At 48.4% G+C, this 16771-nt stretch carries 12 protein-coding genes and 2 pseudogenes; 5 read left to right on the forward strand and 9 right to left on the reverse strand.

Features of this window, described 5'->3' with window-relative positions; all coding sequences use genetic code 11:
• Positions 1 to 103: 103 nt before the first annotated feature.
• Positions 104 to 291: pseudogene (locus RDN66_RS10400) on the forward strand (DDE-type integrase/transposase/recombinase); the annotation flags it as partial.
• Between the two features lie 165 nt (positions 292 to 456).
• On the opposite strand, the gene RDN66_RS10405 reads toward RDN66_RS10400, so the two are convergent.
• From RDN66_RS10405 to RDN66_RS24285, 6 genes are all read right to left on the reverse strand, one after another.
• Entirely contained in the window at positions 457 to 1461 is a 1005-nt protein-coding gene (locus RDN66_RS10405) for a LacI family DNA-binding transcriptional regulator (protein ID WP_003029591.1), read from the reverse strand.
• 29 nt (positions 1462 to 1490) lie between these two features.
• Complete coding sequence (locus RDN66_RS10410; protein ID WP_003029589.1) at positions 1491 to 2891, reverse strand: sucrose-6-phosphate hydrolase; 1401 nt, start codon at positions 2889 to 2891, stop codon at positions 1491 to 1493.
• Positions 2891 to 4261, reverse strand: coding sequence for a sucrose-specific PTS transporter subunit IIBC (locus tag RDN66_RS10415; protein WP_000345204.1), 1371 nt, complete (start codon positions 4259 to 4261; stop codon positions 2891 to 2893). The genes RDN66_RS10410 and RDN66_RS10415 overlap by 1 nt, the downstream gene beginning before the upstream one ends.
• Before the next feature lie 137 nt (positions 4262 to 4398).
• Complete coding sequence (locus RDN66_RS10420; RefSeq protein ID WP_003029587.1) at positions 4399 to 5916, reverse strand: carbohydrate porin; 1518 nt, start codon at positions 5914 to 5916, stop codon at positions 4399 to 4401.
• 165 nt (positions 5917 to 6081) lie between these two features.
• A complete protein-coding gene (locus RDN66_RS10425) occupies positions 6082 to 7005 on the reverse strand; it encodes an aminoimidazole riboside kinase (protein WP_003029584.1) in 924 nt (307 codons plus the stop codon).
• A 228-nt stretch (positions 7006 to 7233) separates the two neighbouring features.
• Positions 7234 to 7404, reverse strand: a complete 171-nt coding sequence (locus RDN66_RS24285; RefSeq protein ID WP_077258089.1) for a helix-turn-helix domain-containing protein — start codon at positions 7402 to 7404, stop codon at positions 7234 to 7236.
• A 386-nt stretch (positions 7405 to 7790) separates the two neighbouring features.
• Here RDN66_RS24285 and RDN66_RS10430 point away from each other — a divergent pair, with 386 nt between their 5' ends.
• Positions 7791 to 8222, forward strand: a complete 432-nt coding sequence (locus RDN66_RS10430) for a maltose acetyltransferase domain-containing protein (RefSeq protein ID WP_174329993.1) — start codon at positions 7791 to 7793, stop codon at positions 8220 to 8222.
• Between the two features lie 28 nt (positions 8223 to 8250).
• Positions 8251 to 8907 carry an ATP-binding protein gene (locus RDN66_RS10435; RefSeq protein WP_308537832.1) on the forward strand — a complete coding sequence of 219 codons (657 nt, stop codon included), beginning with the start codon at positions 8251 to 8253 and terminating at the stop codon, positions 8905 to 8907.
• Between the two features lie 55 nt (positions 8908 to 8962).
• Here the strand turns inward: RDN66_RS10435 and RDN66_RS10440 are convergent, their stop codons facing one another.
• From RDN66_RS10440 to RDN66_RS10450, 3 genes and pseudogenes are all read right to left on the reverse strand, one after another.
• Positions 8963 to 9583, reverse strand: a complete 621-nt coding sequence (locus RDN66_RS10440; protein WP_008321072.1) for an inovirus Gp2 family protein — start codon at positions 9581 to 9583, stop codon at positions 8963 to 8965.
• A gap of 461 nt (positions 9584 to 10044) precedes the next feature.
• A complete protein-coding gene (locus RDN66_RS10445) occupies positions 10045 to 10809 on the reverse strand; it encodes a hypothetical protein (RefSeq protein ID WP_308537833.1) in 765 nt (254 codons plus the stop codon).
• Between the two features lie 880 nt (positions 10810 to 11689).
• Positions 11690 to 13084, reverse strand: a pseudogene (locus RDN66_RS10450) (tyrosine-type recombinase/integrase).
• Positions 13085 to 13731: 647 nt separating this feature from the next.
• Here RDN66_RS10450 and RDN66_RS10455 point away from each other — a divergent pair.
• Both RDN66_RS10455 and RDN66_RS10460 read left to right on the forward strand, forming a co-directional pair.
• Complete coding sequence (locus tag RDN66_RS10455; RefSeq protein WP_308537834.1) at positions 13732 to 16041, forward strand: TerB N-terminal domain-containing protein; 2310 nt, start codon at positions 13732 to 13734, stop codon at positions 16039 to 16041.
• Positions 16042 to 16044: 3 nt separating this feature from the next.
• Positions 16045 to 16771: BREX system ATP-binding domain-containing protein (locus tag RDN66_RS10460; protein ID WP_308537835.1), on the forward strand; the 727-nt coding region annotated here is incomplete at its 3' end.

Genomic DNA, 16771 nt, shown 5'->3' on the forward strand with positions numbered 1-16771 from the left:
CAATGGCGTTCGCCAGCATTTAAATGGAGAGCCGGATGCGCTGAAAGGTGCACGTCCGGTTCGGGGAGGAGAGGCAGGGAAATAGTCCGACTACGCCCTGCCTCTTACTCTACTCTGGACAGGCAAGCGTTGGGCTTACCTTGCTGTTGTTCTCGATCTGTTCGCAAGGAAACCTGAGGGTTGGGCAATGTCATTCTCACCGGACAGCAAGCTGACATCAAAGCGCTGGAAATTGCGTGGGAAGCTTGCGGTAAACCCGCCGGAGTGATGTTCCACAGTGACAGTAATAATGCCGGTGTCAGTCTTTACCACCACTCAGTTTGCCGTTTAACCCGATTGGTGTGATTACTGATGCAGTGAAGACCTTTCCGCATCACATCACTACAAATATTGATTTTTGATTGTTGGATTCGCACCAGATTTCACCTCTGTAGGGTATTCAAAAATGCTCAGTTATTACTGATGCCTAAACTGCAGCGTTGCGGGCAGGTAGCGTTGTAGCGTTTCGGGCGTATCGCCCTCGATCAATTGGCTTATCAGATCATAGCAGTGCCAGGCCAACTGGCGGTTATCCTGCTGTACGGTATCGATACGCAGCGACAGCGAATCATAAAGATAGTGATCGTCAAAGCTCGTCAGATGGATATCTGAGTCGAGTAAATGGTGCTGGCTCATATAGCGCAGTACCCCTTCGAGCAGTCCACAGGCGGCAGTGAACAGCGCCTTAGGCGGCCGCCCAAGTCGCGCGCAGAGTGCGGCGAACATCTCATAGCCTGAGCTCGGGTGGTAGTTACCGTTAATCACCCATTCCGGGCGCAGTGCAATACCCGCCTGAGCCAAACCCTGCGTGAAGCCGGTCAGACGATCGCGTGAAGGCGACAGACGCGACTGACCGCCTAAAAACCAGAACTCATCGCTATGCTTAGGTGCAATGCGGGAAATCAGTTCCGCCGTTGGGGTAATCGAATCAGTCATCACCAGCGGCAGCAGGCTTTCATTAGGACAACGGTCAAACAGCACTACTGGCAGTTGTTGGCTGAGCTTAAGATAGTCGGCATCGTTGTGCATACATGAAGCGACGATCAGACCGTCAACCTGGCGGGAAATCATGTTATTGACCACCACGCTCTCCTGACCGGGGTTTTCATCAGTACAAGAGATCAATAGCTGGACGCCTGCTTCGCGGCACAGCATTTCCAGCTCATGTGAAAAGACCGCAAAGCCGTGGTTGGTGATCTCCGGCACCACCAGTCCGATGGTGTGGCTGCGGTTGTCGCGCAGCGAGCGGGCGTGAATGCTTGGCTGATAGTGCTGCTCACGGGCAATCGCCAGTACTCGCTCACGCGTTTCCTGCGCCACACGCAGCTCCTTACCACGACCGTTCAGTACTAGGCTGGCGGTCGCTTTTGAGACGCCAGCCTGTTCGGCGATATCTTTAATGGTTACGCGTTTAGTTTTCATTACGACGCCATGAGCTTGAGGCAAAACGCTTATTCTACCATGCAAGTTCGCAGCGGCCAGTAGCAGAATGCGTCCGGTGTGATGCCAGAGAACATTAGCTGCCCTGAACAGGCCGGGAAGTAGCGGCAGCTCATCACTCCTTCGCCGCCGTTGATGAAAATCTCCACGCTAGACTGGTCGATGAAAATATGCAGCGAGCGGACGTCTCCGCGCCAGTAACGATAATGCTTCTCGTCGCTGGCCAGACTGGGTCGGGCCAGGCGGATCCCGCTGGCATCGCGTTCAAGGATTAATGCGCCGTCAAAATCGAGGCTCAAAATATCGTCCCCAGTGGTTTGTAGAACGATTTCCATCGGTGCCAGCGGCAGGGAGTTCCCTGCCCAGCCGTGCGCTTCGCCGCGCAGGGCGCTCAGCTCTCGTAGAGGACGTTGGTATAGCTGACCATCGATAAACTCCAGCTCACGCAGGCAGGTCATCTGATGGATCCAGCCGTTGGTGAGGGTCGGTTGAAGCATCTCTTCGCCCTCCGGCACGCCCATCCAGCCGACCAGCAGACGGCGGCCATCACTGGTAAGCATGGTTTGCGGGGCGTAGAACTCAAACCCTGCGTCCAATTCGTGCAGTTCGCCATGCTCGAAGGCCGCGCGGTGGTAGTCGAAATCGCCGCTCATCCACACTGCCGGGTAGGTGTTGAGATAGCGCTCTTTCTCACGAGGCACGCCCTGCGGGCAGCAAATCAGGACATGCTGGTCGCCGAGGGCAAACAGGTCCGGGCATTCCCACATATAGCCCGCGTCGTCCAGGCCATTGATGCCATAACCGGCGATTTCGCCCTGACTCGTCCACTCATGAAGGTCCGCTGAGCTGAATAACAACACCTTGCCACGCTTTTGCAAATCCTGTGCGCCCAGCACCATGTACCAGCGACCTTCGTGCTGCCAGACTTTCGGGTCACGCACGTGGCCGGTATAGCCCTCCGGCAGCGGTAATACCGGGCCGAGTTTGGTAAACGTGCCGTCGGCATTTTCCGTCGCCAGGCACTGCCACGCGGTTCGGCTGCCGTCGTCAAATTTTACGTTGCCGGTATAGCACAGGGTGAGCGTGCCCTGACTATCCACGGCGCTTCCGGAGTAGCAGCCGTTGCGGTCATACTCTTCATCCGGCATGAGCGCGATCGGCTCATGTTGCCAGTGCAGCAGGTCGGCAGAGCTCCAGTGCCCCCAGCACTTGAACTTATGATCGCAGGCGAGCGGGTTCCACTGATAAAACAGGTGATAACGTCCGGCAAATTCAATAAAGCCGTTGGGATCGTTCATCAGCCCGGTCACCGGCGCATGGTGCCAGCGGGGATAGTGGCTGTCGGCCAGCGCGCGCGGCTGGCCCTGCATAACAGCCTGCAAAATCGCAGGCAGGCGTGATGGATGTGACATTATTCAGCGTCCGTTTTGTATTTCAGTACCAGGGAGACGACAAAGGCGACGCCAAAGGCGATAACCATCCCGATAATGTAGTTCAGCAGCGAGCTGGCCTGCACGATAGCCATGCCAGGGATAGCCGTCAGGCCCACCGCGGTCATGTAAACATGCATGGATACCACCCACGCGCCGCCCACCGCGCCGCCAATCAGGGCTGCGATAAACGGTTTTACAAAGCGTAAGTTAATACCAAAAATCGCCGCTTCGGTGATGCCGAGCATGGCAGAAAACGCCGAGGGCAGGGTAATGGCTTTGATTTTGGCATCTTTCGTTTTGAACCACACCGCCAGACAAGCACCGCCCTGAGCGACGTTGGCCATCGCCCAAATCGGCAGCAGGAAGTTGACGCCGATGGATGGGTTGCCCAGCAGTCCCGCTTCGATGGCGTGGAAGCTGTGGTGAATACCGGTAATGACGATAACCGAATAGAGACCGCCAAACAGCAGTCCGGCCAGCCAACCGGCGTGGGTAATCAGGGTGCTAAGGACAAACGAAATACCGTCGCCAAGCGCGCGACCAGCCGGGCCGATAATCAGCAGGGCGATAAAACCGGAAATGATCACCGTCAGGAACGGCGTCAGGATCAGATCCAGTGCATCGGGGATCACGCGACGCAGCTGTTTCTCAACGATGCTCATAAACCACACCGCCAGCAGCACCGGGAACACCGTGCCCTGATAGCCGATCATGGCAATCTCAAGGCCGAAGAAGTTCATGGTGTGGAAACCGGCGGCCACACCCCAGGCGTTGGTGAGCGCCGGGTGAGTCAGGATGCCGCCAAGCGTCGCGCCAAGATAAGGATTACCACCGAACTCGCGGGCGGCGGTGAAGCCAATCAGGATCGGCAGAATAATAAACGCCGCTGAGCTGCACATATCCAGCATGATGTAGATGGCGTTACCCGGGTCGACCCAGCCGTACGTTTTAACCATCCCCAGAAGGCCCATCAACAGGCCGGAGGCGACGATAGCCGGGATGATCGGCACAAAGATGTTCGACAACAGGCGGGCAATGCGCTGGAAAGGATTCAGTTTTTTCGCCGCAATGTCGGCAGCTTCCGATTTGCTGGATTCGCCAATCCCTGCCGCCTGGATAAAGGCGGCGTAGACTTTGTTCACCACCCCGGTGCCGAAGATAATCTGCATCTGTCCGGCGTTACGGAAACAGCCCTTCACCCCATCAATTTTGCCGATGGCCTGCTGATCGGCCAGTGAGTCATCGACCAGCACCAGGCGCAGGCGTGTGGCACAGTGCGCGGCGCTGGCGATATTTTCCTTGCCTCCCAGAAGCGGAAGTAGCGAGCGGGAAATCTGTTCAAAATCCATAGTACCCTCTGAATGCGTATTGATTTTCGAGTTGTCGTCCCGTGGTAGCCGGAGCGCATTCTCTTCGTTGTTATTGTGTCCGGGGCGACGAAACGTATTTTGTCGCCCCGGCGGTTACTGTCGCCAGGTGTTAACCATCAAAACCAGGTTTCCATCTGCATCCCGAACGACCATTCGCCGCCCGATTTAAAACCACTGCTGCCCAGCGCGTCATCGCTGGCGTAATTATTGAGTTTTTTGCTCCAGTCCATCCACGAGGTGTAAAGACGGATTTCAGGACGGCTGAAGAAATCGCCGATGTCGCCAACCTTAAAGGTCGGGGCGAAGGTGAGCTTGTAGAAGCTGCCGTTTACCGCATGGCGATCGTTATAACCTTCAGGTTTGAGATCCATATACTGGTAACTGCCTTCATAAGCGAGGGCGAAGTTTTGATTGATCTCCTGGATCAGACGCATGTTGAGGGTTGCCCACTGGTAGCTGTCGCCATCGACATAACGGTCTTTACTGGTTTGTGCCAGTATCGCCGGGGCGATAAACCAGTTCTTGCTCAGTGGCGTGGTGCCGTAGCTGGCGAAGCGCCAGGTGTTAGCCCCCGAGCGTAACGCGCCGTCAGAGCCGACACCTTTAACTTCGGCACCCAGTCCGTGACCGTAGAGCAGGGCGGTTTTGCTGGCACCTTCACGCAGGCCGTAAAAACTGTCGTTGTGCAACCCGAGCAGCGCATGTACACCGGTATTTGCCGCATCGCCTTTGACCGGATTACCGTTGGTATCCTGGCGTTCGTCGTTGTCTTTTGCCCGCATCCCGCTGACCATCATCTGCACCGGCCCGATGAAATTGTTCATGCTGACGATGTAGTTCTGCACACTGTTGCTGGTATCAGCAATATCGCCGAAGTTACGCCCGTAAAGAGAGAAGTTGCTGCGAACGCTGTCGTTCCACCTGACATCGTAAATACCGCCGCCGGTACCGGCGAGGAACACGACATCCGAGTCGATCCAGTGAATGTCAAAGTTATCCCGGTCAAAGCGTTTCCCGGCCCACAGGGTGGAGCCTTTAAACGGCCCGTCGAAGGTGGGCAAGTTGCCCAGTTCAACAAAGGCCTGACGCACGTTCAAATCACTGGTGCTCGCCGTCCAGTCGTTATAAGTGGTTTGACCGTCGGCGACCATGACTTTGAAGCGGGTCGTTGCCCCGTTATCCAGGGTCTGCTTATGTTCAAGATTCATTTCAACATAGGTATCGGCCTGGTTTCCCAGGCGGCCAATAGCCCCACCGGTTTCCCCTGCTGGCGTCATGTAGGCTCCGGATTTGGTGCTGGCGCCGGAGTCATTCATTATCACGCCGGAGCGGGCGTAGCCGTGGAACTCAAACCCGCTTTTCTCATCGGCTTTTTTCTCCAGTTTGGCGGTACGCTGAGCCACTTCCTGAGTGCTGTCCTGGGTTTTTTGTTGCTGTGTCGTGAGCTGCTGTACTTTCTTCTCTGCCGACTCTGCGCGGGTTTCTGCCGTTTGCGCTCTGTTTTCGGCATCCTGTAAGCGTTTTTCCAGCGCAATTAAACGGGCTTCGATACTGCTGAGATCCGTTTGTGCATGGGCTGAGGCGGCGCCGGTTAGCAAAGCGATAAGAACCGCGAGTGTGCTTTTTCTGAACATATTGATTGCATCCCAAAAGGAAAATAAAAAATTGTGTGTTTTTACTAAACCGGTTTAGTTGCAATGTTAAGCACGACATTTAACATTTTGAAATTGATTTTGCTAAACCGGTTTAATAAGTGTGATGGATGCAACAAAGTGGACCGCGTACGACGGTATTTAGGATCAAATCTGGCGGTGTAGATCGCGCTGGTATGGCAGGGCAGTCATCGCGCCTTTCGCCAGGGTTGCCAGGGCACCGCAGGTTTGCGCCAGAGCGAGCGTTGGCTCCAGGGCATTGATATCCGCCGGCATCCCGTTGGCAGCAAGGCTGGCAAGCAGTCCGGCGACAAACGCATCGCCCGCACCGGTGGTATCCACGCTGACAACCGGTTTAGCGCTGAAATGGATAAACTGCTGCTGGAATGCGGCGATGACGCCCGCTTTACCCTGAGTCACCAGCAGTAATTCAGGCTGATAACGCTCAGTGATGCTGGCGATCCCCTGCGCGATATCATTACTCCCGCTGATGAGTATCAGCTCTTCTTCGGACAGTTTCACCACGTTCGCCAGACGCAGGGCGCGGTCGAGACAGGCGTGCAACAGGTTCTGATCTTGCCAGAGATCCAGGCGGATATTAGGGTCAAAGCTCACCCGGCCACCGGCACGTTTGATGTTCTCCATAGCCGCGAAGGTAGCACTGCGGCTGGGCTCGGCGCTGAGCGCGATGGAGCAGATGTGCAACCACTGTCCGGCGGCAAACTGTGGCAGGTCTTCTTCAGCCAGGAACAGGTCAGCGCTGGGGCGTACCATAAAGGTAAAGGTGCGTTCACCTTGGTCATCAAGGTCGACCACCACAGTGGACGTGCGGTGATGATCGTCAAGATACATATGGCTGACGTCGACCTGCTCCTGTTGCAGGGTATGACGCATGTAGCGGCCAAACGGGTCACCGCCGACGCGGCCGATAAATCCGCTGTTGCCGCCAAGGCGGGCAACCCCTACCGCCACGTTAGCCGGCGCGCCTCCAGGGCACTGTAGCAAGCGCCCTTCACTCTCCGGTAGCAGGTCCACCACTGCGTCGCCCAGAACCCAAACTTTTGCTTTCATGCTAAAACCCTCCAAGGCTAAACTTAATTAAACCGGTTTAGCATATTAAATCACAGTGAATGAGTGGGGGAAAGTTCCAGCCGGAAAAGCACTGCTCAGGGCATAAAAACGTGAGCCGCCTTACGAAATAGAATTGATTCGACAGCTGTGAAGACTTACGTCCTGGACACAAATGGATCCTGGATAAATTACCATGCAACTTGATGAAATTATCATGTTTTATCTTATTTACAGATAAATCAAAGGGCTTTTAACACCACACTTCTTGGCATAATGGTTAAGTGTAGTAATGCTCGCTCTGGATGGGTTTGCTTCTATGCTGCGCAGGTATTTGTAAGAAATACCCATTCTACTGGCGAGTTGTTGTCGCATCAGGCCAGCGAAACTGCGCAATTTCATCAGCGTTTCTGGAGGGTTTCCTTTAAAACTTCATCGACAAAACCGCTTTTTACCGTAGATACAGTAAGTGCCTCTTCTCTGCCATTATCCCAGCATCCAAGGTTACCGGGTTCTGATGTAGTCTGCCGATATGCAAGAAATGCAACGGCATCATGCTGGTTATGATGCTGTTTAATCTTCATTGTCACATGGACTATTCAGGGAGCGACAAGCGCTCCCACATGAAAACAGAACCACTCGTTTCATTTACGTGCTTCCTCAAAAGTAATCTCATACCCAATACTTCTGATTTAGTAGGGTTCTGATCATATCATGCAGCTCGATTGCGCTCAATTTGACGGTTTTCATCTTTACACAATGCTCGGTTATGATACTTTGTGATAGGCATGACAAGATCTGGCCGTAATTTTTTAGAAGTGAGTTTGCCCGCCACTTCACGGGACAGCATACATCCGGATAAAACCGGTAACAGGAAAGGCTCCACGCTGCATACGGAGGAAACAGAATTAATGAATGATAAATTGCCGCCCTGCGCTGATACCAGGGTGGAACGTGTCCGTCTTAAAGATGGGGATTACTTTTTCCCTGCTGAACCCGCCATAAAAGCGGATTCTTTGCGGACAAAATCGCTCCTTCATCGTTTTAACCACACCGATCCTGCTCATATTGATTCCCGCCTGCTACTGATGAAAGAGTTGCTGCCTGAATGTGGGGAAGGGGTATCTGTCACCACGTCTTTCCACTGCAGCAGGGGGTATAACATTCGTAAGCGTCGTCTCAGCACCGTCTGGCAGATCCTGAAATTCCTGAGAGGATAGTGGACACCAAATATGGTGGACACTATCCATGAAATCATTAACCACAGTGCGTAAAAAAAGCCCTAATTATCCCGTTGAGTTCAAAATCAAAATGGTTGAACTCTCGCATCGACCATATATCCGAGTCTTTGCGTTTGCCAGCGAGGATAAGGAGTACCAACCGTTACTCGATGATATTCTGGATGGTCCAATGGTTGGGCGTTTTGATACTGAGGAAGCCGGAAAGGCTTTGATCGATGGTGGATTGATTGAGCGTTTGATGTCAACTATCATGCCCTTTATCACTTCAGAGGCCCCTCTACCCGATACGCATCTACGTCGGGAAACAACCTGGTATTATCCACTGGAAGCTATTCGCGAAACTGTTGTAAATGCACTGGCTCATCGTGACTGGACACGCTTTGTTGAGATAGAGATTGGCTTGTATAGCAATCGATTTGAAGTTATTAGCCCAGGGGCGCTGAATAATTCGATGTCGATTGAAAAGATGGTTACAGGTCAGCGATCACCACGCAATACGATTATTATGGAAGTCTTACGTGATTATGGTTACGTTGATTTCAGGGGGATGGGAGTCAGGACAAAGATTATTCCACTAACACAGGCCATGAGTGGCCAACTCCCTGAGTTTACTGCAACAGATGATTACTTGAAAACAATACTTTATCGCTCACCATCTTCTTGATATATAAGGTCTGGCCTTTCCATCCATAAGAAAGGCCATTGCTGTAAAAAATAAATTACCCGCGACTGCAGCCGAAGCTACGGTCGCCATCTCCATATGCTTTTGTATCGAGTTTAGCTAGGTAGTCGAGACGATTCAGTAATTTATTGTATTCTCCTTCAAAGTTAAAATCATTGACGTCTAAAATATAACGACAATTTTCAGGGTAGTGAACCAATCCCGGATAATCATCCAGTTCCAATCCCAGTGCGCTATACCATGCTCTTACAATCATCATCCTTAAATTTCTTTCAGCCTCATAATCACCTAAATGGTAATAAGCATCTTTATTAAAAAAAAGACCAAGGTGAAAGTGACATTTTCCTTCTTCGGAAAACTCCCGTGCCCAAACATGACGAACACGGTTTGGATATATTCTTTTGCCGTTAGCTGCTCTGGTTCTCTCATTGGCCTCCAACATGGCATTTAATGCATTACGGAAACGGGATATGGCACCAGGCTCTAGATTAGGAAAACAGCAAACAGTGTCACCTCTGTCTAAAATGGGTGGATAATGAACATCAACACGTAACGCCATTGTTCTGGGGAATTCACTGATAGCATCATTGACGACTCGTTCAATATGTTTTTTATAGGCGAGCACATGCTCACCATGGGAACCATGATATAATTCCATGTTTCGATCCTGTCGTTAGCCCTACGGCTTTGGATAGCCGTATATAGTAATATGATCAGACATAGCTGAATGTCTGTGGTTAGTTATATTAATTAACTATTAATAGTAATGACTGTTATATAATACCTTTCCAACAATAAAACTTGTTATCAACCCATTACCCATGCAGTAAAATAATTAAAAAGCAACTCTGCAATTATAATCACCCAAAGATGCCGTTATCCCAGTGTCTTTTTACCGTGGAAATACTTATTCCTAAGATCTTTGCCACCTTGGATTGAGAGTAATGCTTAGCCTTCTCACTCTGAATTAAATGGGAATATTTACTTCCTTCAGGCCTTCCTAGAATTTTCTTTGATTTTGCTTTGTTAGTAGGCATCTTTTACCCTCATCAAGCTATTAGGTACTAACTCCATACTGTCGAGATGTATGCAACTAAGTGGTTATGCTTAACATTGGTATCAGAAAGTATGGCTTACTTCACCGTTAAAGGGGTTAATAATGATGGCATCTCCTCCTTTCATCGCCTTTTGAGGTGTATCGCCTTCGGCAATCACAGGGACCATTACCGCTAGATCATTTGTGTAATAAATTGGTATCCAGCAATAGCATGATTGTTTAGGGGGAGTATTATTTCTTTTCAATACTGCTTCAACTCCAAATGTAATAAGTTCAAAGATTGGCATAATCACAATGCTGCTCAAATCAAAAAAACAACCATCGTAGACTGTTTCCTTTATCAGTATGATATTAGATAACCCTCCTGCAATGAGATGTTTGTGGTTCACGCGCCGATCTGTGTAAATAAAAATTGCTTTTTTTACATTGAAACTTTTTATAATGTATGAGAGCTTTTCATGAATTAATTTTTTTTCGCTCTTACCCATCTTATCATGAGGTATTTTGTGCGCATAAAAATCTTGATCGACAACCTCGTTCCGGTGTCGAATGTGAGTGTTCCAGACGGAATGAAAAAACTCTTCGTAAGTTAATTTTGGCTCCCCCCGTGCTATTGACGGGACCTTCTCTTCAAAAATACAGCCTAATGTTGACTCCAAAGTTTGAGCTATATGATATTGCGATGTTATTTTATTCAATGCTGGGACTGTGGCGTTTAATAAAAATGATATCACCTCTGACCTGGAGTATCCTTTTGCATTGCTATAGTCGTCAATTGCATCAATAGTAGAACTATTGTTTACGCTGAAAGTGATGCGTTTTTTCATATGTGACCTTGAATTTTGTTAATGTGAGATGTGATAAATAGTATTAATCTCCCCCCATTGTTAATGGAAGGTTTGTATTAACTAACCCGGCTATTCTTTAGAATAGCCGGGGGAGGCCTCTATTAGTTACTATATACTGAGAAGGTTAATAGGTATCTATCAATGTCTTTACGTGACCAATAGTGTCGGTTTTTAATTTTCTTCGGTCGCGGTAAACCATTAGGCAGTTTGTCTTTGCAAAGCCAAGCTCGAATAGTTTGTACTTCATAGCCAATAATATTAGCTAACTCGCGGGTAGAAATTAGTTGTGACTGAGAGGGTTTTTGATGTTTGATATCGCTCATTTCATCACCCCAACATTTGATATGTGGGCAAATAAGACGATCATTGTTTTTAACAGAGATGAAAGAATGAAATGAAAAGGGGTGAATATGGGGTCTCTATCGGGATCGGGGTCGCTACTACTACCATCCGATGAAGATGATGATGAGTTTTTTGATGACGTTGTTGAACTTCGGCGTGAGCGGGAAGTATTCCCCTTTGGTGGAAAAAGGCATGTTATAGTATTGACTACATTCCTAATAGCAACTAAAAGTTTTGAAACACGGTGCCAAAGAGGTAGTATTCGGTCAGTACTACTATTATTAAAACGCTGAATTGTTGTTTCCCAAAAATTAGAACTTTTGTTTTTAGTCGGATGTAAACCCCATCTCGCTCTGATTTCCGCACTTCGGTCTTCTCTTGATACAGTTATTGGGTTAGTCACTGTAGTTAATCTCCTGCTTAGTGAGTGAATGTAGTTAGCAGTAATAAAAGATAACTGAAAAAAAATTTCTGTCAACACATGTGATTTTATGTAAGTTGTTGATATTTGATAAAATCAACGCTTATCAACGTTGTTTTTTATTTTTGCTTCTTCTAAGATCCATAATTCAACTTTTTCATGCCATTTTCTTAGCAAATCTAATGGACGGCGGCGATAGTGCTTTTCAGCAAGAGCGCTAGGCTTATGGCCCATAATCTGCGCAACAATACCTGTTGGTACTTCGACCCATTCAGCGAGGGTCCCAAAACTACGGCGCAATCCGTGCAAGCTGATATGTGGTAACTCCGCGCGAGTTAATGCTCTATTATGTGCTGAACGCGGTTCAATAATTTTGCCACTTTTGCTGTTACTTCTGAAAACCCAATTCTCCTCGTTTGTACCACGATTGGGGATCTCCATCAGTGAGCGTAACAAGTCAGAAACATAGGGAGTGAGGGGGATAATTCGCTCGCCTTCGATCTTGTCTTTAATTCTCATGCTTGACCATTTGAAATCTATGTCAGACCAGCGAAGTGAGGAAATTTCTTCACGCCGTGCACCGGTGAGCAAAAGCACTTGGAGATAGGCTGATGCAATGGGATTATTGAGGCTACGCACGGCACTGAACCAGCTTTTGAGCTGTTCTTTTTGTAAGCAATCTCCCGCTTTGCTCGCTGATATTGGAACCATTTTTCTCACGTTATGATCTTGTGCAAGATCGCCATCGATTATTCCCTGATATTTTTTCTGGTAATTAGCCCATTTGATGAATGCACGCAACAGACGGTAGGCATGAGCAGTGACGGTAGGCCGATTTTGTCTCTCTGTACTTAGCCATTCGGCAATGTTCTCTGGTGTTAGTTCTGATAATGGTCGGTCGAGCAGGCTAGCCAGTGGCCCAGGTGAGGTTGGGCCCCGGCCTCTTTTTTTACTTTCGCCTCCACGACTGGACAAGTTAACGTGATCGGCAATGTAGCGTGCAGAGTAGGGGCGTTTAGTTTTTGCGCTGATTCCGGTTCTCAATTCATCAAGATAATCTTCCCAAGCGCTTGAAAAGGTTGCCTTCGTTTTACGAGATTCAGCCTGCTGTGATTCCGCTTCAGCAATTTTTTCCGCCTTAGCTATACGCGGATCTATCCCAGTATCGATTAATGTTTGCAGTCGCCTGGCTTCGGCCCTCGCATCATCAATCCTCCAATCGTTAATGTTGCCAATGGTCATGCGAAGGGTTTTTCCCGCATACAGGCTTTGGAATACAAAGGCTTTTGCTCCACGAGTTGCTCGACATGCCAAGCTTGTTACGTCCGTATCCCAAAGGAAAACTTGGTTTTTCCCTTCAGGTAAAGTAAATCTTCGAATTCGTTCGAAGGTTAGTTTTTGTCTTGAAAGCGCCATTTTTAGGGTTCCTGTTGGGGATTACGGTTTACAGTAATGTAACGGCTGGTGTAAGTAAATTGAAAGGATAAACATCAACACTCATCAATTTACATCAACAGGTTTTTTGTTTTAATATTATGATTTAAAATGATAAATTTGTGATTTCTGATGGTTGTTCAAGCAGTTAAAATATAAAAACTTCGCATTCGTAATGCGAAGGTCGTAGGTTCGACTCCTATTATCGGCACCAGTCATATCAAGTAATTACACACCACTCCTACCTTCTTTACTTTTCTGTGGAACAAATTTAGGACAGAAAATTTGGAAATCGAGTCAATTTGCAGTGTATGTTTGGTCAGATGTTATGGGGATAAATGGACCGATCTAAGAAATATTTAGATAGTCTCTCAAACATCCATTTTGTTATAACGAAAAAGCTATCCCAACCTGAAAAGCCAACTATCCCCTATATATTTGAGGTCTTGGAACCTGAATCTTCGCCTCCTGCTGGTGTGAATACGGCTAAGAGCCAAGCACAACTTCACTCCCTTTAAGATTCATTTCTTGTTAGAAATGCTTAATCGATAATTATTTTCAATTCAATCAATGCTTTAATTTTTGACGCATTTTGTTTTTAACCCATGCGATTTAGATGTATTATTTTAAGACTAATCCTCTTGCCATATTTTTCATAAACATCGGCCCGGTATATGTGAAAAGTTATTTTAAGGTTGCTTCTCATGGAGTTATGGATATTTTTAGCGGCGATTTATGTTGTTTATTTGTTGTTTTTCAAAAAGAAAAAGCATAGATCCACCGAGTCTCTTGTTTCAAGGACCGTCAAAGCACCGCCTAAAGAATGGATTGCTGACATCAAGAAAAAGGAGGCGGTTGTGCGAAACGATGATAGTGAAGACGATAACCTTGCAACTTTTACATTGAGCGGTGGCCGGGGTCTTGAACTTCAGGTGACAACCAATCATTACAGGAATACCTCAAAGTCAGCAGGTGCACTAGCTCGATGGGTACTTCCGGGTGAGATGATAACTGTAGCTGGTGTAGCAATTAGCGGTGGCCACATTTACGTGGGGCAACGTATGAAGCCCTCCGGTCAGGAATCAGGCGGCTATTATGACGATGGAAGTGAGGCATCATTAATTGATGACACATGTAAGATAAAACCTACTTCTTATCTTTACGAGGACAGTTCATTAGGATACTGGCCCAGTTTTTCCTCTCTTTCCCCAGAAGCACGCGGTGCGTATGTCAGTTGGCTTGCCAGCGATAGGTCTGATCCATCGTGTCCTATCGGCTATGTTTTTATCTACCTCTACGGCCTGGAAAGAAAAGCGCTCGTAGATTCCACTGACCCAAAATTCCCTGATGCTGAGTTCCGTAATCTGTTCAATGAAGTCGCTCGGTTAAGATCGATATTCATTGAGAACCGCTCCTTCCGTGGATATTCGACCCAATTACTCGAAGCCATGTCTATTCTGCGCCCGAACATGGGCTTAGCCACTGAGCTCGATAGCAATTCAGGTTTCAGCAACAGCATGCAATTTAAGCTGGCTCTTGCAAAAACTGTACATGAAGGAGTTCCTGTATCAGCTGAACTGGCGTTGAACTGGGTAATAAACCACACCGAGTATTCGCTGCGTACCCCGGCTCGCCGCTGTGCTAAAGAGTTTGCTGCACTTTTCAAACGGCGTTACACCCTCAAATATGGTGAAGGGATGGTCGTTAAGGCGAATAAAACGCGCCTGAGGTTAGATTACACACCAGCAAGTCCTAGTTTGCGAGGTGTTCGACTTCCTGTTCCCGACCTGCCTGATCCAAGTGCGTTGAAGAGCCCTGTCCAGAAAATTATGGCTCTTGCCGATATATGTACAGATGAACTTGATGCTTATAGTCGCTACCTTGGTAGGAAAGGTACGTCAGTCAATGATACGGCTGCAATTATGTTGCTCCCTTCAGAGATCATTAATGAAAGCACAGAAAAAATATTAAGCTCATTCAAACGCTGGGCTGATGAGGCGATCCTCGTCAAGGAGGGGTTAGTCTCAGTTGCTGACTTTTGGGCACATATGAATGCCAGTTGCCCCAATAAGATCAATAAAAAAGAGGCCGATTTGATGCAGGCCTTTGCTCTGAAGATGGGTTACGGTCTGGCACCTGACCCGTATTATCACCATGTGAAGGCGGATGTTGATGGGACACTTGTTCTATTCCCTGCCGCCGAAGGTGGACGCTTCTCACCTTCTCCTGAATTTATCTCAGCCGTAATGACGCTCAGATTAGGGGCGATGGTCGCCTTGATTGACGATTCTCTTGATCAAGCTGAACAGAAAGTGCTTGAGAATGCCATCAACAACAATCCTGGCTTCACCGATGATGAAAAACGCTCTCTACATGCGTATTTAACGTGGCAACTTCATACCCCAGCCAATATGACAGGAATGAAAAGTAGGATTGAGTTGATGGGGGCCGCGGAAAAAGCTGCTGTGGGTAAGGTTATCGTTAGTGTTGCCTGTTCGGATGGGACAATAGCGCCTGCCGAAATCAAACAGCTTGAGAAGATTTATTCAAGTTTGGGGCTGGATACCTCATCTGTCTCGAGCAATATCCATCAGCATTCCGCAATTGAACATGATCTCGTCTCGTCTGTACCAACTGATCAGACAGCAGCTGGGTTCACACTGGATGCTAATGTACTTGCCCGCCACGAATCTGCCACGGATGATGTTCGTAAATTGCTGAACACAATTTTCACCGAAGAAGAACCGGAAGAGCCAGAAAGCGCTCCAGCCTCATCAACGGAGGCGGGGGGACTTGACTCCGCACATAGCCAGCTTTATCGCAGTTTGCTGGAGAAAGAACAGTGGTCCCGAAAAGAGGCGACAGAATTGTGCGGAAATTTGAATTTGATGCTCGGCGGTGCACTTGAGGTGATCAATGACTGGTCCTATGCGGTGGTTGATGCTCCGGTGCTGGACGATGCCGATGATGATATCTGGGTTGACCTGGAAATTGCCAAAGAATTAGAGGGATAGTGAATGTCTGTAACACGTATAAGAGTGAAAGAACGCGACGCTATTATTCAGTCACTTAAGTCAGGTGTAACGCCAAGGATAGGCATTCAGCATATCCAGGTTGGCCGCGTGAATGAGATCACCGCTCTCCATCAGGATATTGAGAGGATTGCTGACGGTGGTGCAAGCTTCAGACTTATCATCGGTGAATATGGTTCTGGTAAAACGTTCTTTCTGAGTGTTGTGCGCTCTATTGCGCTAGAGAAGAAGCTGGTGTCAGTCAGTGCTGACCTTTCTCCTGATAGACGTATTCACTCATCGGGAGGTCAGGCTCGTAACCTCTATTCAGAGCTTATTAAAAACATGTCCACCAGAAACAAGCCTGATGGTAATGCGTTACTTAGCGTTGTTGAAAGGTTCGTTACGGAGGCAAGAAAGGAAGCTGACACGGACGGCTCCGAGGTTTCATCAGTTATTCATAAGCGCCTGGCTGCCCTGTCAGATATGGTGGGCGGATATGACTTTGCGAAGGTCATTGATGCATTCTGGCGGGGGCACGAACAGGATAATGAAACGCTAAAATCCAATGCAATTCGCTGGTTGCGGGGAGAGTACACCACCAAAACTGATGCCCGTAACGATCTAGACGTTCGGACTATTATCTCAGACGCTTCATTCTATGATTCTTTGAAGCTGATGAGCCTTTTTGTCCGCCAGGCAGGCTATGCCGGTCTTTTGGTCAGCCTCGACG

The organism is uncultured Kluyvera sp. (genome assembly GCF_902485085.1).
GTDB lineage: Bacteria > Pseudomonadota > Gammaproteobacteria > Enterobacterales > Enterobacteriaceae > Kluyvera > Kluyvera ascorbata.

Excerpts from the sequence above, each read along its gene's own strand:
- RDN66_RS10405 (WP_003029591.1), bottom strand. The coding sequence starts at position 1,461 with ATGAAAACTAAACGCGTAACCATTAAAGATATCGCCGAACAGGCTGGC.
- RDN66_RS10410 (WP_003029589.1), bottom strand. The coding sequence starts at position 2,891 with ATGTCACATCCATCACGCCTGCCTGCGATTTTGCAGGCTGTTATGCAG.
- RDN66_RS10415 (WP_000345204.1), bottom strand. The coding sequence starts at position 4,261 with ATGGATTTTGAACAGATTTCCCGCTCGCTACTTCCGCTTCTGGGAGGC.
- RDN66_RS10420 (WP_003029587.1), bottom strand. The coding sequence starts at position 5,916 with ATGTTCAGAAAAAGCACACTCGCGGTTCTTATCGCTTTGCTAACCGGC.
- RDN66_RS10425 (WP_003029584.1), bottom strand. The coding sequence starts at position 7,005 with ATGAAAGCAAAAGTTTGGGTTCTGGGCGACGCAGTGGTGGACCTGCTA.
- RDN66_RS24285 (WP_077258089.1), bottom strand. The coding sequence starts at position 7,404 with ATGAAATTGCGCAGTTTCGCTGGCCTGATGCGACAACAACTCGCCAGT.
- RDN66_RS10430 (WP_174329993.1), top strand. The coding sequence starts at position 7,791 with ATGACAAGATCTGGCCGTAATTTTTTAGAAGTGAGTTTGCCCGCCACT.
- RDN66_RS10435 (WP_308537832.1), top strand. The coding sequence starts at position 8,251 with ATGAAATCATTAACCACAGTGCGTAAAAAAAGCCCTAATTATCCCGTT.
- RDN66_RS10440 (WP_008321072.1), bottom strand. The coding sequence starts at position 9,583 with ATGGAATTATATCATGGTTCCCATGGTGAGCATGTGCTCGCCTATAAA.
- RDN66_RS10445 (WP_308537833.1), bottom strand. The coding sequence starts at position 10,809 with ATGAAAAAACGCATCACTTTCAGCGTAAACAATAGTTCTACTATTGAT.
- RDN66_RS10455 (WP_308537834.1), top strand. The coding sequence starts at position 13,732 with ATGGAGTTATGGATATTTTTAGCGGCGATTTATGTTGTTTATTTGTTG.